At 65.4% G+C, this 24,919-nt stretch carries 24 protein-coding genes; 4 read left to right on the top strand and 20 right to left on the bottom strand.

The annotated features are described in order from the left end of the window. Positions 1-146: 146 nt before the first annotated feature. Positions 147-1,229, bottom strand: coding sequence for a uroporphyrinogen decarboxylase (gene hemE / locus BM031_RS09880; RefSeq protein WP_091874326.1), 1,083 nt, complete (start codon positions 1,227-1,229; stop codon positions 147-149). Between the two features lie 90 nt (positions 1,230-1,319). Here hemE and BM031_RS09875 point away from each other — a divergent pair, with 90 nt between their 5' ends. The 4 genes from BM031_RS09875 to BM031_RS09860 all read left to right on the top strand — a co-directional run bounded on the left by BM031_RS09875 (position 1,320) and on the right by BM031_RS09860 (position 9,915). Beyond that, entirely contained in the window at positions 1,320-3,242 is a 1,923-nt protein-coding gene (locus tag BM031_RS09875) for a dipeptidyl-peptidase 5 (RefSeq protein WP_091874325.1), read from the top strand. Continuing rightward, positions 3,239-7,348, top strand: a complete 4,110-nt coding sequence (locus BM031_RS09870) for a DEAD/DEAH box helicase (RefSeq protein WP_091874323.1) — start codon at positions 3,239-3,241, stop codon at positions 7,346-7,348. The genes BM031_RS09875 and BM031_RS09870 overlap by 4 nt, the downstream gene beginning before the upstream one ends. A gap of 59 nt (positions 7,349-7,407) precedes the next feature. Further along, positions 7,408-7,890, top strand: coding sequence for a hypothetical protein (locus tag BM031_RS09865; RefSeq protein ID WP_091874322.1), 483 nt, complete (start codon positions 7,408-7,410; stop codon positions 7,888-7,890). A gap of 141 nt (positions 7,891-8,031) precedes the next feature. Beyond that, entirely contained in the window at positions 8,032-9,915 is a 1,884-nt protein-coding gene (locus BM031_RS09860) for a DUF885 domain-containing protein (RefSeq protein ID WP_091874320.1), read from the top strand. Positions 9,916-9,978: 63 nt separating this feature from the next. Here the strand turns inward: BM031_RS09860 and BM031_RS26290 are convergent, their stop codons facing one another. From BM031_RS26290 to BM031_RS09765, 19 genes are all read right to left on the bottom strand, one after another. After that, the gene (locus BM031_RS26290) at positions 9,979-11,370 is read right to left on the bottom strand and encodes a DUF4214 domain-containing protein (RefSeq protein WP_091874319.1); all 1,392 of its coding nucleotides are present in this window, start codon (positions 11,368-11,370) and stop codon (positions 9,979-9,981) included. A 225-nt stretch (positions 11,371-11,595) separates the two neighbouring features. After that, positions 11,596-12,351 (bottom strand): twin-arginine translocase subunit TatC, encoded by a 756-nt coding sequence (gene tatC / locus BM031_RS09850; protein WP_091874317.1) that lies wholly within the window; start codon positions 12,349-12,351, stop codon positions 11,596-11,598. After that, the gene (gene tatB / locus BM031_RS09845) at positions 12,352-12,861 is read right to left on the bottom strand and encodes a Sec-independent protein translocase protein TatB (RefSeq protein ID WP_091874316.1); all 510 of its coding nucleotides are present in this window, start codon (positions 12,859-12,861) and stop codon (positions 12,352-12,354) included. It lies immediately after the preceding gene. Positions 12,862-12,870: 9 nt separating this feature from the next. After that, positions 12,871-13,116, bottom strand: coding sequence for a Sec-independent protein translocase subunit TatA (tatA, locus tag BM031_RS09840; RefSeq protein WP_091874314.1), 246 nt, complete (start codon positions 13,114-13,116; stop codon positions 12,871-12,873). A gap of 102 nt (positions 13,117-13,218) precedes the next feature. Further along, the gene (locus BM031_RS09835) at positions 13,219-13,593 is read right to left on the bottom strand and encodes a histidine triad nucleotide-binding protein (protein WP_091874527.1); all 375 of its coding nucleotides are present in this window, start codon (positions 13,591-13,593) and stop codon (positions 13,219-13,221) included. A 142-nt stretch (positions 13,594-13,735) separates the two neighbouring features. Next, complete coding sequence (locus BM031_RS09830; RefSeq protein WP_091874313.1) at positions 13,736-14,077, bottom strand: phosphoribosyl-ATP diphosphatase; 342 nt, start codon at positions 14,075-14,077, stop codon at positions 13,736-13,738. Continuing rightward, on the bottom strand, positions 14,074-14,472 hold the full coding sequence (hisI, locus tag BM031_RS09825) for a phosphoribosyl-AMP cyclohydrolase (protein WP_091874311.1): 399 nt from the start codon (positions 14,470-14,472) through the stop codon (positions 14,074-14,076). Before hisI ends, BM031_RS09830 begins: the two co-directional genes overlap by 4 nt. Positions 14,473-14,481: 9 nt before the next feature. Continuing rightward, a complete protein-coding gene (gene hisF / locus BM031_RS09820) occupies positions 14,482-15,243 on the bottom strand; it encodes an imidazole glycerol phosphate synthase subunit HisF (RefSeq protein WP_091874310.1) in 762 nt (253 codons plus the stop codon). A gap of 158 nt (positions 15,244-15,401) precedes the next feature. Beyond that, complete coding sequence (gene hisA / locus BM031_RS09815; RefSeq protein ID WP_091874308.1) at positions 15,402-16,178, bottom strand: 1-(5-phosphoribosyl)-5-[(5-phosphoribosylamino)methylideneamino]imidazole-4-carboxamide isomerase; 777 nt, start codon at positions 16,176-16,178, stop codon at positions 15,402-15,404. 40 nt (positions 16,179-16,218) lie between these two features. After that, on the bottom strand, positions 16,219-16,860 hold the full coding sequence (hisH, locus tag BM031_RS09810) for an imidazole glycerol phosphate synthase subunit HisH (protein ID WP_091874306.1): 642 nt from the start codon (positions 16,858-16,860) through the stop codon (positions 16,219-16,221). 10 nt (positions 16,861-16,870) lie between these two features. Next, entirely contained in the window at positions 16,871-17,461 is a 591-nt protein-coding gene (hisB, locus tag BM031_RS09805) for an imidazoleglycerol-phosphate dehydratase HisB (protein WP_091874305.1), read from the bottom strand. A 45-nt stretch (positions 17,462-17,506) separates the two neighbouring features. After that, a complete protein-coding gene (gene hisC, locus BM031_RS09800) occupies positions 17,507-18,595 on the bottom strand; it encodes a histidinol-phosphate transaminase (RefSeq protein ID WP_091874303.1) in 1,089 nt (362 codons plus the stop codon). Then, positions 18,592-19,422, bottom strand: a complete 831-nt coding sequence (locus BM031_RS09795; protein WP_091874301.1) for a DNA-methyltransferase — start codon at positions 19,420-19,422, stop codon at positions 18,592-18,594. The genes hisC and BM031_RS09795 overlap by 4 nt, the downstream gene beginning before the upstream one ends. Beyond that, positions 19,419-20,738, bottom strand: coding sequence for a histidinol dehydrogenase (gene hisD / locus BM031_RS09790; protein ID WP_091874299.1), 1,320 nt, complete (start codon positions 20,736-20,738; stop codon positions 19,419-19,421). Before hisD ends, BM031_RS09795 begins: the two co-directional genes overlap by 4 nt. Before the next feature lie 3 nt (positions 20,739-20,741). Further along, positions 20,742-21,407, bottom strand: a complete 666-nt coding sequence (gene hisG, locus BM031_RS09785; RefSeq protein ID WP_091874526.1) for an ATP phosphoribosyltransferase — start codon at positions 21,405-21,407, stop codon at positions 20,742-20,744. 9 nt (positions 21,408-21,416) lie between these two features. Continuing rightward, the gene (gene murA, locus BM031_RS09780; RefSeq protein ID WP_091874297.1) at positions 21,417-22,670 is read right to left on the bottom strand and encodes a UDP-N-acetylglucosamine 1-carboxyvinyltransferase; all 1,254 of its coding nucleotides are present in this window, start codon (positions 22,668-22,670) and stop codon (positions 21,417-21,419) included. 2 nt (positions 22,671-22,672) lie between these two features. Beyond that, positions 22,673-22,909: a BolA family protein gene (locus BM031_RS09775; RefSeq protein WP_091874296.1), complete on the bottom strand. Its 237-nt coding sequence runs from the start codon at positions 22,907-22,909 to the stop codon at positions 22,673-22,675. A gap of 18 nt (positions 22,910-22,927) precedes the next feature. Beyond that, positions 22,928-23,695: an ABC transporter permease gene (locus BM031_RS09770; RefSeq protein WP_091874294.1), complete on the bottom strand. Its 768-nt coding sequence runs from the start codon at positions 23,693-23,695 to the stop codon at positions 22,928-22,930. Continuing rightward, complete coding sequence (locus BM031_RS09765) at positions 23,692-24,615, bottom strand: ABC transporter ATP-binding protein (RefSeq protein ID WP_091874293.1); 924 nt, start codon at positions 24,613-24,615, stop codon at positions 23,692-23,694. The genes BM031_RS09770 and BM031_RS09765 overlap by 4 nt, the downstream gene beginning before the upstream one ends. Positions 24,616-24,919 lie beyond the last annotated feature (304 nt).

Raw genomic sequence — 24,919 nt, 5'->3', positions numbered from 1 at the left:
TTACGTTTTTTCTGACGAGGCAAAGATGTCCACAGGAATAATTTCAAGTTTTTACGAACTTGTGAACAAGTGTGATTTTGCTGCGGCAACGGAACCCGTTTCAGGCCCCGTTGCGTGAGAGATATCGCTGCCGCGCCAGGCGACGTTCAGGCAGCGCGCTGCTTGCGGCTGAAGCTGTGGACAGCCTCGACCATCGCCGTCACCGACTCCGGCGGGGTGAATTGTGAAATGCCGTGGCCGAGGTTGAACACGTGGCCGTGGCCTGCCGACGGCGTGCCGTAGGCAGTGAGGGAACGCTCGACTTCGGCGCGGATCTGCGCCGGGTCGGCGAACAGGATGGCCGGGTCGAGGTTGCCCTGCAGCGCCACCCGGTCGCCCACCTGCGCGCGCGCGCGGCCCAGGTTGACGGTCCAGTCCAGGCCCAGCGCATCGGCGCCGATGTCGGCCATCTCGTCGAGCCACAGGCCGCCGCCCTTGGTGAACACGATGGCCGGGATGCGCACGCCGTCTTTTTCACGCTGCAGCTGGCTCACGACGGTGCGCATGTAGTTCAGCGAGAACTCCTGGTAGGCGCCGTCGGCCAGCGCGCCGCCCCAGGAGTCGAAGATCATCACGGCCTGGGCGCCGGCGTCGATCTGGGCGTTCAGGTATTGGGCCACGGCGCGCGCATTGGTGTCCAGGATGTGGTGCATCAGGTCCGGGCGCGCGTACATCATCTTTTTGATGGTGTGGAACTCGCGCGAGCCCTGGCCTTCGACCATGTAGCAGGCCAGTGTCCAGGGACTGCCCGAGAAGCCGATCAGCGGCACGCGGCCATTGATTTCGGTGCGGATCTGGGTCACCGCCTTGAAGACGTAGTCGAGCGACGCCATATCGGGTACTTCGAGGGCGCGCACCGCTTCTTCGGTGCGCAGCGGACGCTCGAACTTCGGGCCTTCGCCGTCGGCGAAATACAGGCCCAGGCCCATCGCGTCGGGCACGGTCAGGATGTCCGAGAACAGGATCGAGGCGTCCAGCGCATAGCGGTCGAGCGGCTGCAGCGTGACTTCGGTGGCGTAGTCCGGATTCTTCGCCAGCCCCAGGAACGAGCCGGCGCGCGCGCGCGTGGCGCGGTATTCCGGCAGGTAGCGGCCCGCTTGGCGCATCAGCCACACCGGGGTGTACTCGGTCGGCTGGCGCAGCAGCGCACGCAGGAAGGTGTCGTTCTGGAGCGGGGCAAATTGTGGCATGGCTGGCAATGAAGAGCGGAAGGAAAACGCCTATTATCGCATCCTCGGCCTGCACTTATAATCCCATTCCCGTCAAGGAAAGAACCTGTCATGACCGTTGCCACTACTAAACAGCAAGCGCCCTGCGGCGCCTGGACCTCCCCGATCGGCGCAGCCGTGGTCGCGGCCGGCGCCACGCCGCTGGCGGCTATCATGTTCGACGGGCCGGACCTGTACTGGCTGGAGGGCCGCGCCAGCGAGGCGGGACGCTCCACCTTGACGGGCCCCGCAGGCGAACTGACGCCGGCGCCCTTCAACGTGCGCAGCAAGGTGCATGAATACGGCGGCGGCGCCTACGCGGTCCATGACGGCGTGGCCTGGTTCTCGCACCATGCCGACACCCGCCTGTACCGGGTAGAGCCGGGCCAGGCCCCGGTGGCGGTCACGCTGGACAACGCCCACCGCTACGCCGATTTCGTGGTCGACGCGCCGCGCGCGCGGCTGGTGTCGGTACGCGAAGACCATTCCGCCGGCGGCCACTACCCCGTCAACACGATCGCCGCCATCGGCTTCGACGGCAGCGAGACCGTGCTGGTGGAGGGCAACGACTTCTATGCCGCGCCGCGCATCTCGCCGGATGGCAGCCGCCTGGCCTGGCTGTGCTGGGACCACCCGCGCATGCCGTGGGAAGGCACCGAGCTGTGGCTGGCCGATATCGGCGCCGACGGAACGCTGCTGAACGGCCGCATGGTGGCAGGCGGCCCGCAGGAATCGATCTGCCAGCCGGAATGGTCGCCGAACGGCGCCCTGCACTTCGTCTCCGACCGCAGCGGCTGGTGGAACCTGTACGCGTTCGAACACGGCGTGGTGCAGGCGCTGTGCCCGCGCGAAGCCGAATTCGGCGGCCCGCACTGGAACTTCGGCGGCTCGCTCTACGGCTTTGCCGCAGGCGGCGACATCGTCTGCGCCTACGTCGAGGGCGGCGTGAGCCGGCTGGCGCGCCTGCGCGACGGTGGCCTGGCCGACATCGCGACGCCGTATGAGGAAATCCGCGAGCTGCGCGTGCAGGGCGCGACCGTCGCCCTGCTGGGCGGCGCGCCGACCGTCGCGCTGGAACTGGCGCGCATCGACCTGGACACTGGCGCGCACGCCGTGCTGGCGCGCTCGATCGGGCAGCTGCCCCCCGTCGACGAGCTGTCGGTCCCGCGCAGCATCAGCTACCCGAGCGCGAACGGCCGCACGGCCCACGCCTTCCACTACCCGCCGGCCAATGCGCGCTTTGCCCCGCAGGACGGGGAGCTGCCGCCGCTGATCGTCATCGGCCACGGCGGCCCCACCGGCATGGCGGCCAGCACCCTGAAGCTGTCGACCCAGTTCTGGACCAGCCGCGGCTTCGCCGTGCTGGACGTGAACTACGGCGGCAGCACCGGCTTCGGGCGCGCCTACCGCGACCTGCTCAAGGGCCAGTGGGGCGTGGTCGACGTGGAAGACTGCGTGGCCGGCGCGCGCCACCTGGCAAGCCAGGGCCTGGTCGATCCGGAGCGCCTGCTGGTGCGCGGCAGCAGCGCCGGCGGCCTCACCACCCTGTGCGCCCTCGCCTTCCACGACCTGTTCAAGGCCGGCGCCTGCTACTACGGCGTGTCCGACCTGGCAGGGCTGGATGCGGATTCGCACAAGTTCGAGGCGCACTACAACGAATACCTGGTCGCGCCCAAGGCGCAGGCGGCGGCCGTCTACCGCGAACGCTCGCCGATCCACCACACCGACAAGCTCACCCGCCCGATGATCTTCTTCCAGGGCCTGGACGACATGGTGGTGCCGCCGCAGCAGTCGCAAAGCATGGTCGATGCACTGCGCGCGCGCGGGGTGCCGGTGGCCTACCTTAGCTTGGCGGGCGAAGGCCACGGCTTCCGCAAGCCCGAGAGCGTGGTGGCGACGCTGGAAGCGGAACTGGTGTTCTACCTGCGGGTCTTCGGCATCCCGGTACCCGCCGGCCTGCCGGCGCTGGACATCGGCAACCTGCCCGCCGCATGAGGTTCGAACTGGACGAAGGCGAACAGGCGATCCTGACCCTGCTGGCGATAGCGGGCGAGCCGATGGGCCGCCAGCGCATCCTCGAACACCTGATGGTGCTCGGCTTGCCGCTGCCGGCCGGGCAATGGCAACATGAGCTGGAACGCCTCCGCAGCGAAGGCCTGGTCATCGATGTCGCCGGGCGCGGCTACACCACGGCGCCGTCGGCGGTGGAGGCGGCATTCGAGTATGCCCTCGACACCGGCCTGTTCTTCGCCCTGCGCCTGGCTTACGAACGTCTCACCCCGCTGCGCCGCGACTGGCAGGGCACGCCGATCCTGCGCAGCTACCGCCAGGGCCTGGCGCTGCTGCGCGTGACCCTGTTCTGCGGCGACGACCCCAGCGTCGTCACGCCCCTGCTCGATGCCTGCCTGCGCTGCCACGAAGCGTCCTACTTGCATCCGCTGGTCGACGTCTGCGCCCGCCCGTTTTCGCCGCTGCTGATGGAAAGAGTCCATCCCCACCTGCGCGACGCCATCTACGCCGAGCTCCTGAAGCACGCGCAGCGCGAACCGGCGCTGGCGCCTGCGATCCGCGCCGCGGCCGAGGCCCATGCGGCGACGCTCCCACCGTCGATCTACCTGCGCGTGGCGCTGGCCGAACATTTCATCGCCTGCGGGCGCCTGGACGACGCCCTGGCGCTGCTCGATAGCGTGCCCGACGCCACCGGGCTGTTCCTGCGCAGCGTGATCGCCCTGCTGCGCGACGATCCCGACACCGGCTTGGCCGGCGCCGAGCAAGCCCTCAAGCAGCTGCGCCGCGAGACCGGCAAGCGCAAGGCCATTTTCGATGGCATCGGCGCCCATCTCTACCTGACCGCCCTCCTGCGCAGCAAGCAGCCGGCCCATATCAAGCTGGCCGATGCCTGGCTCGAGATCGCCACGCGCGCCGTGCAGCGGCCGGATACGGCCGTGGTCTTCCAGCTCAGCATGCTGCACGAGATCCGCCGCGGCACCGTCGACGCCGACGTGCTGGCTTCGCGCAGCTGGGAGATGGCGCTCGAAGCCTTCACCTTCCGCGCGCTGATGCACCACTGGCTCGGCCTGCCGCAACTGGCAGCCAAGCGCAAGGACATCGAGGACATGCTGGAACAGTCGGAACAAGCCGGCTTCGACTTCCTGTCGGCCCAGCTGGCAGGACTGCTCGGGCAACTGGGTTATGTGGGCCAGGAACAATATGCGGGCGAGCTGCGGCGGCGCCACCGCTTCACCGACCTGGCCCACTGGTTCGAACGCGAGGAAACCTGGGAGCGCCAGCTCAATGCACTGATCAACCTGCAGCCGGCCCTGAACGCGGAAGTCGTGCGCGAGTCGCGCCTGGTGTGGATGATCCGCTACGACGAGCAAATGGGCGTGCAGGAGCTGGAGCCGCGCGAGCAGAAGCGCGACGCCCAGGGCGGCTGGAGCCGCGGCCGCGCCGTGGGCCTGAAGCGCCTGGCCGAAGACGCCCAGCAGCTCGATTTCCTCACCGCCCAGGACGTGCAGGCCGTGTCGACCATCGCCGGGCGCCGCTACTACGGCAGCTCCGGCATCCGCTTCGAATTCGAGCGCGAAAAAGCCATGGCGGCGCTGGTCGGCCACCCGCTGCTGTTCTGGATGGATTCCCCTGGCACGCGGGTGGAACTGCTGCCGGGCGAGCCCGAACTGCTGGTCAAGGCGCGCGGCGGCAAGGTGATCATTTCCCTGCAGCCGGCGCTGGACGGGCAAGACGCTGCGGTGATCGTCAGCCGCGAGACGCCGACCCGCCTGCGCCTGGTGCGCGTGAGCGAAGAGCACCGCCGCATCGCCGCCATCGTCGGCGATGGCCTGGAAGTACCGGCCGAGGCCGAGCGCCGCGTGCTGCGCGCGATCGGCGCCATCTCGTCGATCGTCACCGTGCAGTCGGACATCGGCGCCAGCCCGGGCGACATCGAACAGGTCGCGGCCGACCCGCGCCTGCACCTGCACCTGCGCCCCTACCAGCAGGGCATGCGGATGCAGGTCCTGGTGCGCCCCCTGCCGGACAGCGGCGCGTATTACTCGCCCGGCACCGGCGCCGAAAACGTCATCGGCGACGTCGACGGCGTGCGCATCGAAGCCCGCCGCAACCTGAATGCCGAACGCGACGCCGAGCGCCAGCTGGTGGCCGCCTGCCGCACCCTGGAAAACGGCGAGCTGGACCACGGCGAATGGCTGCTGGCCCAGCCGATCGCCTGCCTGGAACTGGTGGAAGAACTGCGCGGCCTCGACCCGTCCAAGGTGGTGGTGGCCTGGCCCGAAGGCGAGACCTTCCGCGTGTCCAAGCGCGCCAGTGCGAAGTCGGTGCGGGTCCAGATCCGGCGCGACAAGGACTGGTTCGCGGCCAGCGGCGAGGTGGTGATCGACGAGCAGCGCATCATGGACCTCGGTTCGCTGCTGGCCCGGGTACGCGAGGAAAAGAGCCGCTTCGTGGCGCTGGGCGACAACGAATACCTGGCCCTGAGCGACGAACTGCACCGCAGGCTGATGGAGCTCGCCGACTACGGCAGCCTGCATGGCGACGAGCTGCGCATGCATCCGCTGGCCAGCTTCTCGCTGGCCGAACTGGCGCGCGACGCCGGCGGCGTCGAAGCCGACGCCGCCTGGCGCAGCCACCTCAAGCGCATGGCCGACAGCGAAGCCTTCACGCCGGAACTGCCCTCCACCTTGCAGGCCGAATTGCGCGACTACCAGCGCGAAGGTTTTGAATGGCTGGGTCGCCTGGCCCACTGGGGCGTGGGCGCCTGCCTGGCCGACGACATGGGGCTGGGGAAAACGCTGCAGGCCTTGGCCCTGCTGCTCACGCGCGCGCCCACCGGCCCGGCGCTGGTGGTCGCCCCGACCTCGGTATGCCTGAACTGGATCGACGAAGCCCGGCGCTTCGCGCCGACCCTGAACCTGAAGCTGTTCGGGCCGGGCGACCGCGCCGCCACCGTCACCGAGGCCGGCCCCTTCGACGTGGTGGTGGTGAGCTACGGCCTGCTGCAGCTCGAGGCGGCCGCGTTTGCCAAGAAATCCTGGCACAGCATCGTGCTGGACGAAGCCCAGGCCATCAAGAACATGCACACCAAGCGCTCGCAGGCCGTGATGGCCTTAAAGGGCGACTTCCGCATGGCGGCCACCGGCACCCCGCTGGAAAACCACCTGGGCGAATTGTGGAACCTGTTCAGGTTCATCAACCCGGGCCTGCTGGGCAGCGCCGACCAGTTCCAGCTGCGCTTCGCCGGGCCGATCGAAAAGGCCCAGGACAAGCGCGCCGAAGCCGGCGCCCGCACCCGCCTGCGCAGGCTCACTCAACCCTTCATCCTGCGCCGCACCAAGGCGCAAGTGCTGACCGAGCTGCCGCCGCGCACCGAGATCGTGGTGCCGGTCGAACTCACCGCCGACGAAAGCGCGCTGTACGAATCCCTGCGGCGCCAGGCGCTCGACAAGCTGGCCGCGCTGGAAGCGCCCGAGAACCAGAAATCGATCGGGATCCTGGCCGAGATGATGCGGCTGCGGCGCGCGGTGTGCAACCCGGAGCTGGTGGCGCCGGGCGCCGGCATCGTGAGCAGCAAGCTGGTGGCCTTCGCGCGCCTGGTCGACGGCCTGCTGGAAAACAAGCACAAGGCGCTGGTGTTCAGCCAGTTCGTCGACCACCTGAGCCTGATCCGCAAGTACCTGGACGGGAAGAACATCCCCTACCAGTACCTCGATGGCGCCACCCCGATCCAGGAGCGCAAGCGGCGGGTCGATGCCTTCCAGGCCGGCGAAGGGGAGCTGTTCCTCATCAGCCTGAAGGCGGGCGGGGTCGGCATCAACCTCACCGCGGCCGACTACGTGATCCACATGGACCCGTGGTGGAACCCGGCGGTGGAAGACCAGGCCTCGGACCGCGCCCACCGCATGGGGCAGCTGCGGCCGGTGACCATCTACCGGCTGGTGGCGCGCGGCACCATCGAGGAAGGCATCGTCGACCTCCACCACCGCAAGCGCGACCTGGCCGACAGCCTGCTCGAAGGGACCGAAGTGGCGGCGCGCATGTCGCCCGGGGAAATGCTCGCGATGCTCAAGCAGGGTTTGGGGTCGTAGGGTGGCGCGCCAGCACATTCCATGTGATCATGCCGCCTTTAACCCAAGAGTAAGCAAGCATGGAACTGGACAAAGCGGCAAGCACGGCGCAGGCCCGGGTCATCGGCGTCAAATCCTGGATGGCCTACGCCGGCGTGCTCGCGCTGGCCGTGCTGCTGTTCGCCGGCGCGCTGCCGCTGGCCGCCCTGTGGCACGAATACGCGGCGGCCGGCGTGCTGGCCGTATCGGCACTGCTGGTTGGCTACCGCTTCCTGCTGGTGCGCAGCGTGCAGCTGTACTACGACGACGCGGGCGTGTGGGTGGTGTCGGGCGTGCTGCCGTGGAAGCGGGGCGTGACGGGCGTGAAGTGGCGCGACATGGATGATGCTACTTACGTCAACGGCTTCGTGAGCTGGGCCACGCGTTCCTACACGGTGCGCATCGCCCACCGCTTCACGAAGGACAGCGAGATCGTGCTGCACCACATCCGGGGCGGGCGCCGGGCCGTCGAGACGATCAACGCCGTCCACCAGGACATGATCCGCGCCACGAATATTGACTAACAAACCACCATGCCCGGCATACGTGTCGGAATGTTTCAGCCGTCCGCAAGCGGCCTGAATGGTGCTACTCTTCTTGCGCTCCGCTGCGCCTGACGCGCACGGGACGCTCCCGAGCTTATTTATCGACAGGGTTCGAACAGGATGATGAAATCGAAAATCGCGCTGGCAGTGCTGCTGGCGAGTTTCGCGCTGGCGCCCGCCAGCGCCAAGACCACCAAGCCCGCCAAGGGCAAGGCGAAAGCCACCAAGGTAGTCAAATCCAAACCGACCGACAAGCGCAAGGCCAAGGCGCCGGTCAAGAAGGCTGCCGCCGTTGCGGCAGCGACCACGGTCGCCGCCGCGCCGCTCGCCAATGCGTCCGAAAAGCGTCTCGACCGCCGCCTCGACACCATGAGCATGCAGTACGTGACCGCGCTGTGGCGCATGGATCCGGAAGGCGGCATCTACGTCGGCAAGTTCGACCAGGCCGCCAACCTCACCATCCCGGACGCCGCCACCCGCGCGAAAAAGCTGGCCTTCGCCAACGAGTGGCTCGACAAGTTCGGCAAGCTCGATACCCGCCAGCTGTCGCCGCGCCAGCGCACCGACCTGGCCCTCCTGGTGAACAAGCTGGAGAAGGACCGCTGGCACCTGACCACCTGGCGCGAGTACGAGTGGAACCCGTCGCAGTACAACATCGCCCAGCCGCTCGACCTGATCCTGAACACCGAGTACGCCGCCAAGCCGCAGCGCCTGCGCACCATCCTCAAGCGCCTGGCCAACGTGCCGGCCTACTATGAAGCGGCGCAGGCCTCGATCGCCAACCCGACCCGCGAGCACACCCAGCTCGCGATCTCGCAGGCGCCGGGCACCATCGCGGTGCTGGCCGACCTGGGCAAGGCGGCGCAGGAATCGATCCTGAACGCGCAGGAAAAGGCGATCTTCGCGCAGCGCATCGCCAACGCCGGCAGCGCGGTGCTGGGCTATGTCGATTTCCTCACCGCGCTGGACAAGGGCATGGCCAGCCCGCGCCCCTTCCGCGCCGGGAAGAACCTGTACGAGCAGAAGTTCGCGCTCGAGATCCAGTCCTCCAGCACGGCCGAACAGACCTTCCGCAAGGCCCTGGCCACGCGCGAGGAACTGCTCACCCGCATGGACGCGATCTCGGACGAACTCTGGCCGCGCTACATGGCCGGCGTCACGAAACCGCGCGACCGCTTCCAGAAGATCGGCCTGATGATCGACAAGCTATCAAGCCGCCATGTCGCGCGCGAGAACTTCCTGCCCGAGATCCGGCGCCAGATCCCGGCGCTGCACAAGTTCGTCACCGAGCGTAATTTGTTGACGCTCGACGCCGACAAGCCGCTGGAAGTGCGCGAGACCCCGATGTACCAGCGCGGCGTGGCCGGCGCCAGCATCGACGCGCCGGGCCCGTACCGTCCCAAGGACAAGACCTGGTACAACGTCACGCCGCTGGACAGCCTGACGCCGCAACAGGCCGAGAGCAGCCTGCGCGAGTACAACGAGTGGATCCTGCAAATCCTCAACATCCACGAAGCGATTCCCGGCCACTACGCGCAGCTGGTGTATGCGAACCGTTCGCCTTCCCTCGTCAAGTCCTTGTTCGGCAATGGCGCGATGGTCGAAGGCTGGGCCGTGTACGGCGAGCGCATGATGCTGGAGAACGGCTACGGCGACAACGCACCGGAAATGTGGCTGATGTACTCGAAGTGGAACCTGCGCAGCGTGACCAACACCATCCTCGACTACAGCGTGCACGTGCTGGGCATGCAGCAGCCCGAGGCAATCGACCTGCTGGTGCGCCAGGCCTTCCAGACCCGCCAGGAAGCCGACGAGAAGTGGCGCCGCGTGTCGCTCACCTCGGTGCAGCTGACCAGCTACTACAGCGGCTACGAGCAGATCATGGAATTGCGCGAGCGCCGCAAGCAGCAGCTGGGCGAGCGCTTCAACCTGAAGGAATTCCACGACCAGTTCCTCAGCTACGGCAACGCGCCGGTGAAGATGATCTCCGAGCTGATGCAGTGACAAGGGGTCGATATTGCACGGCCCTGGAAGTCGGGCTGCGTTTCCGGCAGCCCGGATTCTCGCTCAGGAGAAGGTCAGCACGCCGCCGGCACTGACTGCAGCGGTGTCAAGGCCGACGAGTCCGACCAGTTTGACGACGATGTCGGCGCCACCGTCGTAAGTGCCGTTGCCGTTGACATCCTGGACGACAAAGGTATCGCCCTTGTACTGGAACCAGGCGAGACCCGAACCCACCGAAGCGGCGTCCGCGACCCTGAGAGCCTGGCCCAAGTAGGCATCGAAGGACGCGTCGCTGGAAAGCGTCACCTTTGCGCTGACAAAACTCGTGACGAGGCCGCCGGCGAAGGCAATCCGGTCGCCCTTGGCGAAGTCCGTGACCGTGGCGGCGACGCCGCCATTGGCCAGTGTGACAGCGCCGACGTCGAACAGGTCGTTGCCCGTGCCGCCAGTGAGCAGTGCCAGGCCGGCCGGTCCCGACAGCTTCAGGACGTCGTCCCCGGCGCCACCGAACAGGATGGCGCCGGCCCCGCGGGCAGTGAGCATATCGTTGCCGGCGCCGCCCTTGATTGTCACGCCGGCATCGGCGGCAATGGTCAGGACGCCAGTCGCGGCCAGGCCGTCGACGAGCTTCAGGCCGACGAGGTCCGCCGTCTTCAACTCGACCGCACCACCGCCATGCAATTCCAGGATCTCGATATTCCTGATGTTAGCGAGCAGCGCGTCGTCAACCCGGGTAAAGGCTGCCAGCTGAAGAGTATCCTGGCCGGTGCCGCCGTCGAGCCTATCATTCGCGCCCAGCGTATTCCAGGCCGAATCCGGCGTGGCGTCCACCGATGCCATGAAGATATCGTCACCGGCGCTGCCAAAGATATTGTCGGTTCCCACGGTCAGAACCTCGGGCACAACCGGTGCCGAGCCGGCTTGCACCACGGTGCTCACGGCGTCGACCAGTGCAACCGGCGTCGTTGCGTTTGTCAGCGATGCATTGGTGGTCACATCCGACAACCAGGTCTTGGCGGCAATGTTGGCGCGGGACCCTGCATAACCTGCAATTTTCTGGGTGGTGTCGAGCGCCGAGGAAAACGCGTCCGCAGCGATCACCTTATTGCCGAACACGACGGCATCATCGCTCCGGGCAGCTGCCGAAATCGTCAGCACGGCGTTATCGATCGTCATGGCCTTGCTGGCCAAGGCCTTGCTCCAGAACTGGAGGGCAGCAGCTTCGGCTGGACGACCAAACAGGTTGTGATAAATCGTGTCAACGATTTCCGCGTCGGATTTACCGACATACATGTCACGGTATTCCTGGGACGCGGCAAAAGCTGCCGAAAGTGCGGCGATGTCATTATTTGCGGCCGCCACGGCCTTCACCCAAAACACCAGTCCCGGCGCATCGGCGGGTCTGCTGAAATAGGTAACGTACAGCTTCTGTACTGCTTCCGTATGGATATCCATTGATTCGTGAAACGCCAGTTATCGTTGCCGAGCGCAAATGCGCAAGAATGTCTCATAATGACATAGGGCAACTTAATTTTGACGTGACAAGCATCACAAAACAAAGAAATTGTGCCGCCGTGCAACAATTTGCAGACACAATGCATGGTCGGAGGTTCTAACAGTTGAGACAATGGCAGCAAAGCCACCCTCTCACCCTGCAGTTGAAGGCCGCGCGGGTACGACTCAGGCCGCTTCTTCGGGCGTCCGCGTCACGCGCGCAAAGATTGGCGCCACCAGCAAGCCCAGCTCGAAGAGCAGGCACATCGGGATGGCCAGCGCCAGTTGGCTAACCACGTCCGGCGGCGTGACGATAGCGGCGATCACGAAGGCCCCGACGATCACGTAGGAACGGATGGACTTGAGTTTTTCGACGGTGACGATACCCATGCGCACCAGGATCACCACCACCACCGGTACTTCGAAGGTGGCGCCGAAGGCCAGGCACATCGACATGACGAAATCGAGGTAGTTTTCAATGTCCGGTGTGACCGCGATTGACGAGGGCGCGAACTCGCCGATAAACTGGAAGACACGCCCGAACACGAAGAAGTAGCAGAACGCCACGCCCGCGATGAACAACAGCGAGGACGAGATCACCAGCGGCAATACCAGGCGCTTCTCGTGTATGTACAGGCCGGGGGCAATGAAGGCCCATAGCTGGTAGAACACCCAGGGCAAGGAGATGATGAAGGCCAACAGCAGGGTCACCTTCATCGGCACCAGGAAGGGCGAGATCACGCCGGTGGCGATCATCTTCGATCCCGCAGGCAGCGAGGCGACCATCGGCATGGCCAGCAGGTCGTAGACGTGCGACGGACCGGGCCAGATGAACAGCGCCGCACAGGCAATGGCGATGCCGATCGATGCCTTGACCAGGCGGTCACGCAGTTCGACCAGGTGGGAAATGAAGGTTTCTGCGCCTGCGGCTTCTTCGGTCATCTAGAAAAAGGTAGTCTTGGAGTGAACGGAGACCGGCCGGAACCTGCGCACACGGGCGGCACCCGATTGCACATGGGTCTTGCCGCCATGGCGATGCTTGTACCAGCTCGGGACAGCCGAGGTACGCACCAGCTTCTTGCGGCGGAAGTCGCGCGCCTTGCGCTCGATATCGGAAGTATCGGCGAATACGGGCGGCGAGTCATAGCTCGATGACGAGGAAGATTCGCGTCCATCCCACAGCGCCTCGACCTCGTCGGCGTGGCCGCGGACGGTCTGTTCGACTTCGTCCTTGAAGGACTGCGCGCTTTCGTGTACTTCCTTGTGCAGGTTGCGCAATTCGTCGAGCTCGATCTCGCGGCTGACTTCGGCTTTGACGTTATGCAGGTAGCGCTGGGCACGCCCATACAGGGTGCCCGCCATGCGCGCCACCTTCGGCAGCTTTTCAGGTCCGATCACGATCAGCGCGACGACGCCGATGATCGCTATTTTCGACAGTCCGAGATCGATCATGCCCGGCGATTAATGACGGGTTTTTTCGCGGGTTTCCACGTCGATGGTCGACTTGTCAGCAACCTGTTGGGTCGACTGGGTAGTCTGCGCACCGGCTTCGGCTTTCGACTTCTCGTCTTCGCCTTTGACACCATCCTTGAAGCCCTTGATGGCCTTGCCGAAATCGGAACCCATATTGCCGATTTTCTTGGTGCCGAATAACAGCATCACGATGACCAGGACAATCACCCAATGCCATACACTGAACGAACCCATATATATCTCCTTGCGAGGCGCATGCGCCTGTAAATCGGGAAAGCGTACATTTCAGTATACGCCAAGCAGGAAGCTCCTGCATATTTAAAGCTTAAGCCGGACTTAGGTGCCAAGCCCCCGCCAAGGGCGCTTGCCGCCATACACGTGCAGGTGAAGGTGATAGACCTCCTGCCCGCCATCCGGCCCCGTATTGACCAGGGTCTTGAAACCTCCGCTGCGGTCGCCACTGCCGTCGACTTTGACTGCGATACCATGCTCATCTGCAAGTCTCGGTGCCAGCGCCAGCATCTTGCCCAGTACCGCGGCATGCTCTGCAGTGCAGTCGGACAGCGTCGCCACGTGCTGTTTCGGAATCACCAAGAGGTGAACCGGGGCAGCCGGGTTGATGTCCTTGAATGCCAGCACATCGTCGTCTTCGTAGACAACGTTAGCCGGGATCTGCTTGGCGACGATCTTGCAGAAGATGCAGTTATCCATCATGTCTCCAGAATGTAGTGCAACGTCCCATGGCATGGATCCATGCATGCTAATGATGCGGCATGACACGGGCATGACCATGAGGCCAAATTATGACATCGCCGGATGGCGTCTCAATCGAAAAATAAAGGCCTGCTAACGCTTATTGTTCTTTTCGCGAGGCTTTTTCGTCGATCCCCGACACGCCCTCACGGCGGCCCAGTTCGTCGATCACCTGCTGCGGCGTCAGTCCGAACTGCGACAGCAGCACCATCGTGTGGAACCACAGGTCGGCGGTCTCGTACAGCACTTTGGACGCGTCGCCCGAGACGCGTGCGTCCTTGGCGGCCATCACGGTTTCGGTGGCTTCCTCGCCGATCTTCTTCAGGATGGCGTCGTCGCCTTTGCTGAACAGCTTGGCCACATAGGAAGTTGCTGGGTCGCCGCCGTGTTCGGGCTTGCGCGACTCGATCACGGCCGCCACGCGGGCCAGGATATCGCTCATGGGTGTTTCTTGTCCGGGTAGATGGTGTCGGGGTCCTGCAGCACGGGGTCGACCGCCTGCCAGTCCTCGCCGTCGAATTGCTGGAAGAAGCAGGAGTGGCGCCCGGTGTGGCAGGCGATGCCGCCGGTTTGCTCGATCTTGAGCAGCACCACGTCTTCGTCGCAGTCCAGGCGCATCTCCAGCACTTTCTGGGTGTGGCCGGATTCTTCTCCCTTATGCCACAGCTTCTTGCGCGAGCGGCTCCAGTAGACGGCTTCGCCCAGCTCCACCGTTTTGGCGAGCGCGTCGCGGTTCATCCAGGCGAACATCAGGATGTCGCCGCTGGCCGCTTCCTGGGCGATCACCGGCACCAGGCCGTTCTCGTCCCAGCGGATCTTGTTGAGCCACTTGTGCATAGGTTCTCGTCAGTCCAGGCGCATCGGGATGCCGCGCGCTTGCATGTAGCGCTTGGCTTCGCCCACGGTGTGCTGCCCATAGTGGAAGATGCTGGCCGCCAGCACCGCATCGGCATGGCCTTCCAGGATGCCGTCGGCCAGGTCCTGCAGGCCGCCCACGCCGCCCGAGGCGATCACGGAAATGCCCACCGCGTCGGAGACGGCGCGCGTGAGGCCCAGGTCGAAGCCGGACTTGGTGCCGTCGCGGTCCATCGAGGTGAGCAGCAGCTCGCCCGCGCCCAGCGACTCCATCTTGCGCGCCCACTCCACGGCGTCGAGCCCGGTGGCGTTGCGCCCGCCGTGGGTAAACACTTCCCACTTGCCCGGCGCGACCTGCTTGGCGTCGATCGCCACCACGATGCACTGTGAACCGTGCTTTTGGGAGGCGTCGAATACCAGTTGCGGGTTGGTGACGGCCGAGGTGTTCATGGACACCTTGTCGGCGCCGGCGTTGAGCAGCCGCCGCACGTCTTCCACCTTGCGCACGCCGCCACCGACGGTGAGCGGGATGAACACGGTGGAGGCGACGGCTTCGATGATCGGCAGGATCAGGTCGCGGCCGTCGCTGGAAGCGGTGATGTCGAGGAAGGTCAGTTCGTCGGCGCCTTGCCCATCGTAGCGGCGTGCGATCTCCACCGGGTCGCCGGCATCGCGCAGCTCGGTAAAGTTGACGCCCTTGACCACACGGCCGCCGGTGACGTCGAGGCAGGGGATGATGCGTTTTGCGAGCATAAGAATTCCAGCGTTAGCCAAATACCATCGTTAGCCGATGAACGTCGTCCCGGCGAAGGCCGGGACCCAATTTTGCGTGAGCAGTCGGAACGCATACAAAACTTGGGTTCCGGCCTGCGCCGGAACGACGGTCTTGGGGCTGGTGGTACCAAGCGCTTTTACGCCTGCGCCCCTTCCGTCAATTCATCCGCCCGCTCCTGCGCCGTCGTCAGGTCCAGCGTCCCTTCATAGATCGAGCGCCCGCAGATGACCCCTTCGATACCCTCGTCCTGCACCGCGCACAGCGCCTCAACATCAGCCAGCACGTGCACGCCGCCCGAGGCGATGATCGGGATGCGCACGGCCTGGGCCAGCTTGACGGTGGCCTCGATGTTCACGCCGCCCATCATGCCGTCGCGGCCGATGTCGGTGTAGACGATCGATTCCACGCCGTAGCCTTCGAATTTCTTGGCCAGGTCGATGACCTCGTGGCCCGACATCTTGCTCCAGCCGTCGGTGGCGACCTTGCCGTCCTTGGCGTCCAGGCCGACGATGATCGCGCCCGGGAAGGCGCCGCAGGCGTCGTGCAGGAAGCCGGGGTTCTTCACCGCGGCGGTGCCGACGATGATGTAGGTGATGCCGTCGTCGAGGTAGCGCTCGATGGTGTCGAGGTCGCGGATGCCGCCGCCCAGCTGCACGGGGATCTCGTCGATGCCATTGTCTTCGGCGTATTCCTGCACCACCTGCAGGATGGACTTGACCGCCGACTCGTTCTTCGGCTTGCCCGCGAACGCGCCGTTCAGGTCGACCAGGTGCAGCCGGCGCGCGCCCTTTTTCAGCCAGTGCAGCGCCATCTCGGCGGGGTCTTCGGAAAACACGGTGGCCAGTTCCATGTCGCCCTGTTTCAGGCGAACGCAGTGACCGTCTTTCAGGTCGATGGCGGGGATCAAGAGCATGGTCGTTGTCGGTTGGTTGGGGGTGGGAGAACGCGGAACGTCACGGATTCCAGTGGACGAAATTGCGGTACAGGCGCAGCCCGGCGGCGGCGCTTTTCTCTGGGTGGAACTGGGTGGCCACCAGGTTGTCGCGGGCGACCGCGCAGGTGTAGGCGCCGCCGAAGTCGGCTTCGCCGATGGTGTCATTGGCCTCGCTTGGCGCGGCGTAGTAGCTGTGCACGAAGTAGAACCAGGCGTCGTCGTCCACGCCTTCCCACAGCGGGTGGGCACGGGTCTGGCGCACGCGGTTCCAGCCCATCTGCGGCACCTTGAAGCGCGAGCCGTCGGCCTGCAGCTTGCCGTCCAGCTGGAAGCGCACCACCTTGCCCGGCAACAGGCCCAGGCCCGGCGTGCCCTCGTTCTCTTCGCTGGAATCGAACAGCATCTGCTCGCCCACGCACACGCCCATCACCGGGCGGCTTTTCACGGCGCGCAGCAGGGCTTCCTCGGCGCCGGATTCGCGCAGGCTGCGCATGCAGTCGCGCATCGCGCCCTGGCCCGGCAACACCACGCGGTCGGCGGCGTCGATGTCGGCCGCCTTGCTGGACACCAGGATGTCTGCTTCGGGCGCGGCAGCGCGCAGCGCTTGCGCCACCGAGCGCAGGTTGCCCAGGCCATCCACCACCACAATCTTGTTCGTCATAGTGGCTCGCTTACAGGCTGCCTTTGGTCGAAGGAATGATGCCGGCGGCGCGCTCGTCGAGCGTGGTCGCCATGCGCAGCGCGCGCCCGAAGGCCTTGAACACGGTCTCGCATTGGTGGTGGGCGTTCACGCCGCGCAGGTTGTCGATGTGCAGGGTCACGCCGGCGTGGTTCACGAAACCGCGGAAGAATTCGCCGGTCAGGTCGACATCGAAGGTGCCGATCATGGCGCGGGTCCAGTGGATGTGCATTTCCAGGCCCGGGCGGCCCGAGAAATCGATGACCACGCGCGACAGCGCTTCGTCCAGCGGCACGTAGGAATGGCCGTAGCGGGTCATGCCCTTCTTGTCGCCCACGGCCTTGGCGATCGCCATGCCCAGGGTGATGCCGGTATCCTCGACGGTATGGTGGGCGTCGATGTGCAGGTCGCCCACGGCGTCGACTTCGAGGTCGAACATGCCGTGGCGCGCGATCTGGTCGAGCATGTGGTCGAGGAAGGGCACGCCGGTATTGAGCTTCTGCAGGCCGGTGCCGTCGAGGTTGATCGCGACGCGGATCTGCGTCTCGTTGGTGTTGCGCGTGATTTCAGCGGTGCGGGTCATTGCTGGTTGCTCTTCCAGGCCGCCTCCGGGGGGAGGAAGCCGCTTTTATAGGGACGCTTTCAGGGCATTCAGGAATGCGGTGTTTTCTTCGGGCGTGCTGACGGTGACGCGGATGCAGTTCACCAGCATCTTGTCCATTTTACTCAAATTTTTGATAAGCACCTTCTTGCTGCGCAGTTCTGCCACCGTCCGCTCGCCGTCGGGCACGCGCATCGAGATGAAATTCGCGGCCGATGGAAACACTTCGACCCCCGGCAGCGCCGCCAGTTCGGCCGCCAGGCGGCTGCGCTCGGCGTTCAGCAGGCCGGCCTGCTGGTCGAGCACGTCGAGATGCTCGAGCGCGAACTCGGCCGCGACCTGGGTCAGCACATTGACGTTGTAGGGCGGGCGCACCTTCTCGAACTGTTCCAGCAGTTTCGCGTCGCCCGACAGGTACCCAAGGCGGATGCCGGCCAGGCCCAGCTTGGACAGGGTGCGCATCACGACCAGGTTCGGGAATTCCGGCAGGCGGCCCATGAAGCTCTGGCGCGCGAAGGGCTGGTAGGCCTCGTCCACGACCGCAATGCCGGTCTCGCCCAGCGCGCCGATGATGGCTTCCATGGCGCCGGCGTCGAACAGGTTGCCGGTCGGGTTGTTGGGGTAGGCCAGGAATACCAGCGCGGGCTGGTGCTGCGCAATGGCGGCCAGCATGGCATCCAGGTCGAGCGAGAAGTCGGCCTTCACCGGCACCCCGACGAAGTCTGCGCCCGCGAACTGGGCCGAGCGCGAGAACATGATGAAGGCGGGGGTCGGCGCCATGATCACGGCGCGCCGTCCCTGCTGGGCGACGGCCGTGGCCATGATCGAGATCAGTTCGTCCGAACCGTTGCCCAGCAAGACGTCGTAGCCGGCCGGCACGCCCAGGCTGGCGCAGATCTTCGCCTTGAGCGTCGCGTAGGACGGCACCGGATAGCGGTTCAGCGCGGCGTCGGCCAGGCGCTGGCCCAGGTCGGCGCGCAAGTGCTCCGGCAGCGCGTACGGGTTCTCCATGGCGTCGAGCTTGATGTAGCCTCTCGCATCGGGCACGTGATAGCTGGCGATGGCGCGGATGTCTTCACGGATGGTGTTCTCGACCAGCTTGTCAATGGAGCTCATGCGGTTTCCTCGTTGACGGGCGCACGCTTCGCGGCGCTCTTGCGTTTCTTGATGATCTTTCCGGCCAGCGGCACCTCGGGCGCGGCCAGGCGCGCGCGGATGATGTCGCAGTAGGCGGGGTTCAGTTCGAAGCCGGTGAAATGACGTCCGGCCTGGCGCGCGGCGATCGCCGTGGTGCCGCTGCCCATGAATGGATCGAACACCACGCCGCCCGGCGGGCAGGACGCCTTGACCATGCGCTCGATGATCTCGACCGGTTTCTGGGTCGGGTGGTCGGCGCGCTCCGGGTGCTCGCGGTGCAGGCGCGACACGCTCCACACATCCTTCGGGTTGTAGCCCACTTCCAGCCACTTGGCGCCGATGAAGATCGAGCGCGAGCGCGCCTTCTTGGTCTCGGCGTCGTAGGGAATGCGCACCGCATCGAGGTCGAAGTAGTAGTCCTTGCGGTTCACAAAAAAACCGATGGTGTCGTGCACCGACGAAAAGCTGCGCACGCTGCCGCCCATCGACGGCACGCGGCGATCCCAGATGATCTCGTTCATCATCGCCATGCGTTTTTTCAGCATCACGAAGATCTCCGGCGCGAAGCGCCAGGTGAGGAAGATGTACAGGCTGCCGTTGGGCTTGAGCTTGGGCAGCACGGCGTCGATCCACTGCTCGGTCCAGGCCAGGTAGGCCTCGACGCTCTGCTGGTCCGAGGCGTTGCCGTAGTCCTTGCCCAGGTTGTAGGGCGGATCGGTGAGGATCAGGTCGACGGATGCGTCCGGGATGCGCGCCATGCCGGCCAGCGCATCCTCGCAGAACACCTGGTCGACCCAGCTGCTCATGACTTCAATCGCAGTTCGGCGCTGCGGGCGTGGGCCTGCAGGCCTTCGCCGTAGGCCAGCGTGGCCGCCACCTTGCCCAGCGTTTGCGCGCCGGCTTCGCTCACCTGGATGATGGACGAGCGTTTCTGGAAGTCGTACACGCCCAAGGGCGACGAGAAACGCGCGGTGCGCGAAGTCGGCAGCACGTGGTTCGGGCCGCAGCAGTAGTCGCCCAGCGACTCGGACGAGAAGCGGCCCAGGAACATCGCGCCCGCGTGGCGGATCCGGTCGGCCCATTTCAAGGGCTCTTCGGCCGAGATCTCCAGGTGCTCGGCGGCGATGGCGTTGGCGATGGTGCAGGCCTCCTCCATGTCGCGCACCTTCACCAGGGCGCCACGGTCGGTCAGCGAAGTGGTGATGGTGGCGGCGCGCGGCATGGTCGGCAGCAGCTTGTGGATGCTTTCCTCGACGCGCGCGATGTAGTCGGCGTCAGGGCACAGCAGGATGGCCTGGGCCAGTTCGTCGTGCTCGGCCTGCGAGAACAGGTCCATCGCCACCCAGTCCGGGTCGGTGGTGCCGTCGCACAGCACCAGGATTTCCGACGGGCCGGCGATCATGTCGATGCCCACGGTACCGAACACGCGGCGCTTGGCGGCGGCGACATAGGCGTTGCCCGGGCCGACGATCTTGTCCACCGCGGGAATGCTCTCCGTGCCATAGGCCAGCGCCCCGACCGCCTGGGCGCCGCCGATGGTGATCACGCGGGTGACGCCGGCAATCGAGGCGGCCGCCAGCACCATCTGGTTCTTCACGCCGCTTGGTGTCGGCACCACCATGACGATTTCCTGCACCCCCGCGACCTTGGCCGGAATCGCGTTCATCAGCACCGAGGACGGATAGGCCGCCTTGCCGCCCGGGACATAGATGCCGACGCGGTCGAGCGGCGTCACGCGCTGGCCCAGCACGGTGCCGTCAGGCTCGGTAAAAGTAAAGCCGTTCAGTTCCTGCTTCTGGCGCTCGTGGAACACGCGGATGCGTTCGGCGGCGACGCGCAGCGCGTCGCGCTGGGCGTCGGGCAGCGCGGCCAGCGCGGCGTCGAGTTCGGCCTGGCCCACGTCGAACGCGGCCATCGAGGCTGCGCCGCCGTTCGGGATGCGGTCGAAGGTGTTGGTGTATTCCAGTACAGCCGCGTCGCCGCGCTTCTTCACGTCCGCCAGGATCCTGGCAACCGCCGACTCGATGGCGTCATCGGTTTCCGCCTCGAACGCCAGCAAGGCATCCAGCGTCTGGGTGAAATCGGGAGCGGTGGAATCGAGCTTGCGGATCTGTACTGCCATGGGTCAGCCTTGTTGTTGCGACGCTTGTTGGAAGGCGTCGAGAATCGGTTGCAGGCGCTCGCGCTTGAGCTTGAGCGCGGCCTGGTTGACCACCAGGCGCGAGGAGATGTCCATGATCTTTTCGACTTCGACCAGGTTATTGGCACGCAGGGTGCCGCCGGTGGAGACGACGTCGACGATGGCGTCGGACAGGCCGACCAGCGGCGCCAGCTCCATCGAGCCGTACAGCTTGATCAGGTCGACGTGCACGCCCTTGCTGGCGAAGTGCTCGCGCGCGGTGTTGACGAACTTGGTCGCCACGCGCAGGCGCGCACCCTGGCGCACCGCCGTCTCGTAGTCGAAGCCGGCGTTCACCGCCACCGACATGCGGCAGCAGGCGATGCGCAGGTCGATCGGCTGGTACAGGCCTTCGCCGCCATGCTCGAGCAGCACGTCGCGCCCGGCCACGCCGAAATCGGCGGCGCCATGCTGGACGTAAGTGGGGACGTCGCTGGCGCGCACGATCAGCACGCGCACGCCGGGGTCGTTGGTCGGCAGGATGAGCTTGCGCGAGGTTTCCGGGTTTTCAAGCACGGTGATCCCGGCCGCCTCGAGCAGCGGCAGGGTGTCTTCGAAAATGCGGCCCTTGGACAGGGCCAGGATCAGGCCCGGCTCGCCGTTGCGGTTCATGGTCGTCATTTACTTGAGGCGGACAATGTCGGCGCCCACCGCCGACAGCTTCACTTCCATGCGGTCGTAGCCGCGGTCGAGGTGGTAGATGCGGTCGATCAGGGTCGTGCCTTCGGCGGCCATGCCGGCGATCACCAGGGAAGCCGAGGCGCGCAGGTCGGTCGCCATCACGGGTGCGCCGACCAGGCGGCCGACGCCCTTGATGAAGGCGGTATTGCCTTCGGTGGAGATCTGCGCGCCCAGGCGGTTCATCTCCTGCACGTGCATGAAGCGGTTTTCGAAGATCGTCTCGGTGACCTTGCTCGGGCCGTTCGCGATCGTGTTCACGGCCATGAACTGGGCCTGCATGTCGGTCGGGAAGCCCGGGTACTCGGTGGTGCGGAAGGATACCGGGTTAGGGCGGGCGTCCATGCGGGCGCGGATGGTGTCGCCCTGCAGGTCCAGCTGCAGGCCGACTTCGCGCAGCTTCTCGAGCGCCACGTCGAAGATGTCGGTGCGGGTATTCGTCAGCAGGATGTCGCCGCCGGTGGCCGCCACGGCGCACAGGAAAGTAGCCGCTTCGATGCGGTCCGAGATCACCGCGTGCCTGGCGCCATGCAGGGCGTCCACGCCCTGGATCACCAGGCGGTCGGTGCCGATGCCCTCGATCTTCGCGCCCATGGCCACCAGGAGGTTGGCCAGGTCGGTCACTTCCGGCTCGCGCGCGGCGTTTTCCAGCACGGTCTCGCCTTCGGCCAGGGTCGCGGCCATCAAGAGGTTCTCGGTGCCGGTGACGGTGATCATGTCGGTATGGATGCGCGCGCCCTTGAGCTTGCCGTTGGACCTGGCGTGGATGTAGCCGCCTTCGATCGTGATCTCGGCGCCCATCTGGCGCAGGCCCTTGATGTGCTGGTCGACCGGACGCGAGCCGATCGCGCAGCCGCCCGGCAGCGAGACCTTGGCCTGCCCGAAGCGGGCCAGCAGGGGCCCCAGCACCAGGATCGAGGCGCGCATGGTCTTCACCAGTTCGTACGGCGCTTCCAGGGTGTCGATATTGGCGCCGTTGAGGGTGACGCGCTCGTCGTCCTGGGTGACCTTCAGGCCGGTCTGCGCGAGCAGCTTGAGGATGGTGCGCACGTCGTGCAGGCGCGGCACGTTCGACAGTTCGAGGTCGCCTGCGGTGAGCAGGCCGGCGCACAGGATGGGCAGGGCCGCATTCTTCGCGCCCGACACCGGGATCTCGCCGTTGAGGCGCTTGCCGCCAACGATCTGGAGCTTGTCCATGATTAGCCTCGGTATTCTTCAGGAGTGAGGGTTTTCATCGACAGTGCGTGGATTTCCTCGCGCATGCGATCGCCCAGTGCCGCGTACACCAGCTGGTGGCGCTGGATCGGGCGCTTGCCGGCAAAGGCTGGCGACACGATCATGGCGGTGAAATGCTGGCCGTCGCCTTCGACGTGAAGGTGGGTGCATTCGAGGCCATTGCTGATGTAGCTGTGGATCAGTTCAGGGGTAGTCGTCACGGTAACTCCAGTAGATTCTTAGTGGCGCAGGTTGTAGCCGCGCTTGAGCAGGTTCACCGCAATGGCCGTCAGCACCGCGAAGAACACCGACACGATGGCCAGGCTCATCCAGGGCGAAACGTCGGACTTGCCGAAGAATCCATAACGGAACCCGTCAATCATATAAAAGAACGGGTTGAAATGCGAGACTGCGAGCCAGAACGGCGGCAGTTTCTGGATCGAGTAGAACACGCCGGCCAGGAAGGTGGCAGGCATGATCAGGAAGTTCTGGAACGCCGCCAGCTGGTCGAACTTCTCGGCCCAGATGCCGGCGATGACGCCCATGGTGCCCAGGATGGCCGCGCCCAGGAAGGCGAACACCAGGATCCACAGCGGCGCGACAAACGTCAGGTGCGCGAACCAGGCGGTGATGACGAACACGCCGAAGCCCACCACGACGCCGCGCAGCACGGAAGCCAGGACGTAGGCCGACAGGATCTCGGCGTGCGACAGCGGCGGCAGCAGGATGAACACCAGGTTGCCGGTGATCTTGGACTGGATCAGCGAGGACGACGAGTTGGCGAAGGCGTTCTGCAGCACGCTCATCATCACCAGGCCCGGGATCAGGAAGGCGGTGTAGCTCACGCCGTCGAGCATCTCGACGCGGCCGTCGAGCACATGGCCGAAGATCAGCAGGTAGAGCATGGCGGTGACGATCGGCGCGGCGACGGTCTGGGTCGCCACCTTCCAGAAGCGCAGCGACTCTTTATAGAACAGGGTGCGGAAACCCGTGGTGAACAGGCTCATTGCGGGCCTCCCACCTGTTTGTCGCCGACCACCTGCAGGAAGATGTCTTCCAGGTCGGCCTGCTCCAGCTGCATGTCGTCGACAACGGCGCCGCTTTCGCGGATGCGCGCAAGGATCGGTTCGACTTCGTTCACGTGGTTCACGCGCAAGGTGTATTTGTTGCCATTGTTGTGTTCATCGTGCGAGACCAGGTGGCGCAGCTCCGGCGGCAGGTCGCCGCTGGTCAGGTGCACCACCAGCTGCGAGCCCGACACGCGGCGCAGCAGCGCAGCCATGGTGTCCAGCGCCACCACTTCGCCGAGTTTCAGCATGGCGACGCGCTGGCACATGGCCTGCGCTTCTTCCAGGTAGTGGGTGGTCAGCACCACCGTATGGCCTTCGCGGTTCAGGCGCGCGATGAACTTCCACAGGGTCTGGCGCAGCTCGACGTCGACGCCGGCAGTGGGCTCGTCCAGCACGATCACCTGCGGCTTGTGCACCAGCGCCTGCGCCACCAGCACGCGGCGCTTCATGCCGCCCGACAGGGCGCGCATGTTGACGTCGGCCTTGTTGGTGAGGTCCAGGTTGTGCATCACTTCGTCGATCCAGGCGTCGTTGTTCTTGATGCCGTAGTAGCCCGACTGCAGGCGAAGGGTTTCGCGCACCGTGAAGAAGGGATCGAACACCAGTTCCTGCGGCACCACGCCGAGGCGCTTGCGCGCTTCGCGGAAGTCGCTCACCACGTCGTGGCCGTGGATCTTCACGCTGCCGACATCGGGCCGGATCAGGCCCGCGATGGTGGAAATGAGGGTGGTCTTGCCGGCGCCATTGGGACCGAGGAGGCCGAAGAATTCGCCCTCTTCGATGCTGAGGGAAACGCCCTTGAGGGCCTTGAAGCCCTTGTAGCTTTTCTCGACGCTGTTAATCTGGATCGCTGTCATTCTTGTTCGAGGCGGTGGCGCGAGCGCGCCCGACCGTGCGGGGGAAACGAACCATTATAGGGTTTTTACAGTTCTTATGGAACTTATCAAATTTTGCTCATCTCTGCCCAAAATGAGCGAGTTTCCTGCACCCAGGTCGAGCCACAACAAGAATGCCTTGAATACGACCCGAACGGCTCGCCGGCGGAGAACGCCTGCGGTTTTTTCCTGTCTTAGGGTAGGGAGGTCCAGGCCATGATCATCGAGCCAGGTGGGGGAAGTGTAACGGAGCCGCGACTTATCACAACCGGCGTGTGCCTGGTCG

Origin of the sequence: Massilia yuzhufengensis (genome assembly GCF_900112225.1) — a bacterium.
GTDB lineage: Bacteria > Pseudomonadota > Gammaproteobacteria > Burkholderiales > Burkholderiaceae_D > Telluria > Telluria yuzhufengensis.
The sequence above is the reverse complement of the archived record's forward strand: the minus strand, read 5'-3'. Positions and strand labels throughout refer to the sequence as shown.

What these genes read in the sequence shown, in the direction of transcription:
- hisD (WP_091874299.1), bottom strand. Translation starts at nt 20,738, where the DNA reads ATGGCAGTACAGATCCGCAAGCTCGATTCCACCGCTCCCGATTTCACC.
- hisA (WP_091874308.1), bottom strand. Translation starts at nt 16,178, where the DNA reads ATGCTCTTGATCCCCGCCATCGACCTGAAAGACGGTCACTGCGTTCGC.
- BM031_RS09830 (WP_091874313.1), bottom strand. Translation starts at nt 14,077, where the DNA reads ATGAGCGATATCCTGGCCCGCGTGGCGGCCGTGATCGAGTCGCGCAAG.
- BM031_RS09795 (WP_091874301.1), bottom strand. Translation starts at nt 19,422, where the DNA reads ATGAGCAGCTGGGTCGACCAGGTGTTCTGCGAGGATGCGCTGGCCGGC.
- tatA (WP_091874314.1), bottom strand. Translation starts at nt 13,116, where the DNA reads ATGGGTTCGTTCAGTGTATGGCATTGGGTGATTGTCCTGGTCATCGTG.
- BM031_RS26290 (WP_091874319.1), bottom strand. Translation starts at nt 11,370, where the DNA reads ATGGATATCCATACGGAAGCAGTACAGAAGCTGTACGTTACCTATTTC.
- BM031_RS09860 (WP_091874320.1), top strand. Translation starts at nt 8,032, where the DNA reads ATGATGAAATCGAAAATCGCGCTGGCAGTGCTGCTGGCGAGTTTCGCG.
- hisC (WP_091874303.1), bottom strand. Translation starts at nt 18,595, where the DNA reads ATGAGCTCCATTGACAAGCTGGTCGAGAACACCATCCGTGAAGACATC.
- BM031_RS09875 (WP_091874325.1), top strand. Translation starts at nt 1,320, where the DNA reads ATGACCGTTGCCACTACTAAACAGCAAGCGCCCTGCGGCGCCTGGACC.
- hisH (WP_091874306.1), bottom strand. Translation starts at nt 16,860, where the DNA reads ATGACGAACAAGATTGTGGTGGTGGATGGCCTGGGCAACCTGCGCTCG.
- BM031_RS09865 (WP_091874322.1), top strand. Translation starts at nt 7,408, where the DNA reads ATGGAACTGGACAAAGCGGCAAGCACGGCGCAGGCCCGGGTCATCGGC.
- tatB (WP_091874316.1), bottom strand. Translation starts at nt 12,861, where the DNA reads ATGATCGATCTCGGACTGTCGAAAATAGCGATCATCGGCGTCGTCGCG.
- murA (WP_091874297.1), bottom strand. Translation starts at nt 22,670, where the DNA reads ATGGACAAGCTCCAGATCGTTGGCGGCAAGCGCCTCAACGGCGAGATC.
- BM031_RS09835 (WP_091874527.1), bottom strand. Translation starts at nt 13,593, where the DNA reads ATGGATAACTGCATCTTCTGCAAGATCGTCGCCAAGCAGATCCCGGCT.
- hemE (WP_091874326.1), bottom strand. Translation starts at nt 1,229, where the DNA reads ATGCCACAATTTGCCCCGCTCCAGAACGACACCTTCCTGCGTGCGCTG.
- hisF (WP_091874310.1), bottom strand. Translation starts at nt 15,243, where the DNA reads ATGCTCGCAAAACGCATCATCCCCTGCCTCGACGTCACCGGCGGCCGT.
- BM031_RS09770 (WP_091874294.1), bottom strand. Translation starts at nt 23,695, where the DNA reads ATGAGCCTGTTCACCACGGGTTTCCGCACCCTGTTCTATAAAGAGTCG.
- BM031_RS09870 (WP_091874323.1), top strand. Translation starts at nt 3,239, where the DNA reads ATGAGGTTCGAACTGGACGAAGGCGAACAGGCGATCCTGACCCTGCTG.
- hisB (WP_091874305.1), bottom strand. Translation starts at nt 17,461, where the DNA reads ATGACCCGCACCGCTGAAATCACGCGCAACACCAACGAGACGCAGATC.
- hisG (WP_091874526.1), bottom strand. Translation starts at nt 21,407, where the DNA reads ATGAACCGCAACGGCGAGCCGGGCCTGATCCTGGCCCTGTCCAAGGGC.
- tatC (WP_091874317.1), bottom strand. Translation starts at nt 12,351, where the DNA reads ATGACCGAAGAAGCCGCAGGCGCAGAAACCTTCATTTCCCACCTGGTC.
- BM031_RS09765 (WP_091874293.1), bottom strand. Translation starts at nt 24,615, where the DNA reads ATGACAGCGATCCAGATTAACAGCGTCGAGAAAAGCTACAAGGGCTTC.
- hisI (WP_091874311.1), bottom strand. Translation starts at nt 14,472, where the DNA reads ATGCACAAGTGGCTCAACAAGATCCGCTGGGACGAGAACGGCCTGGTG.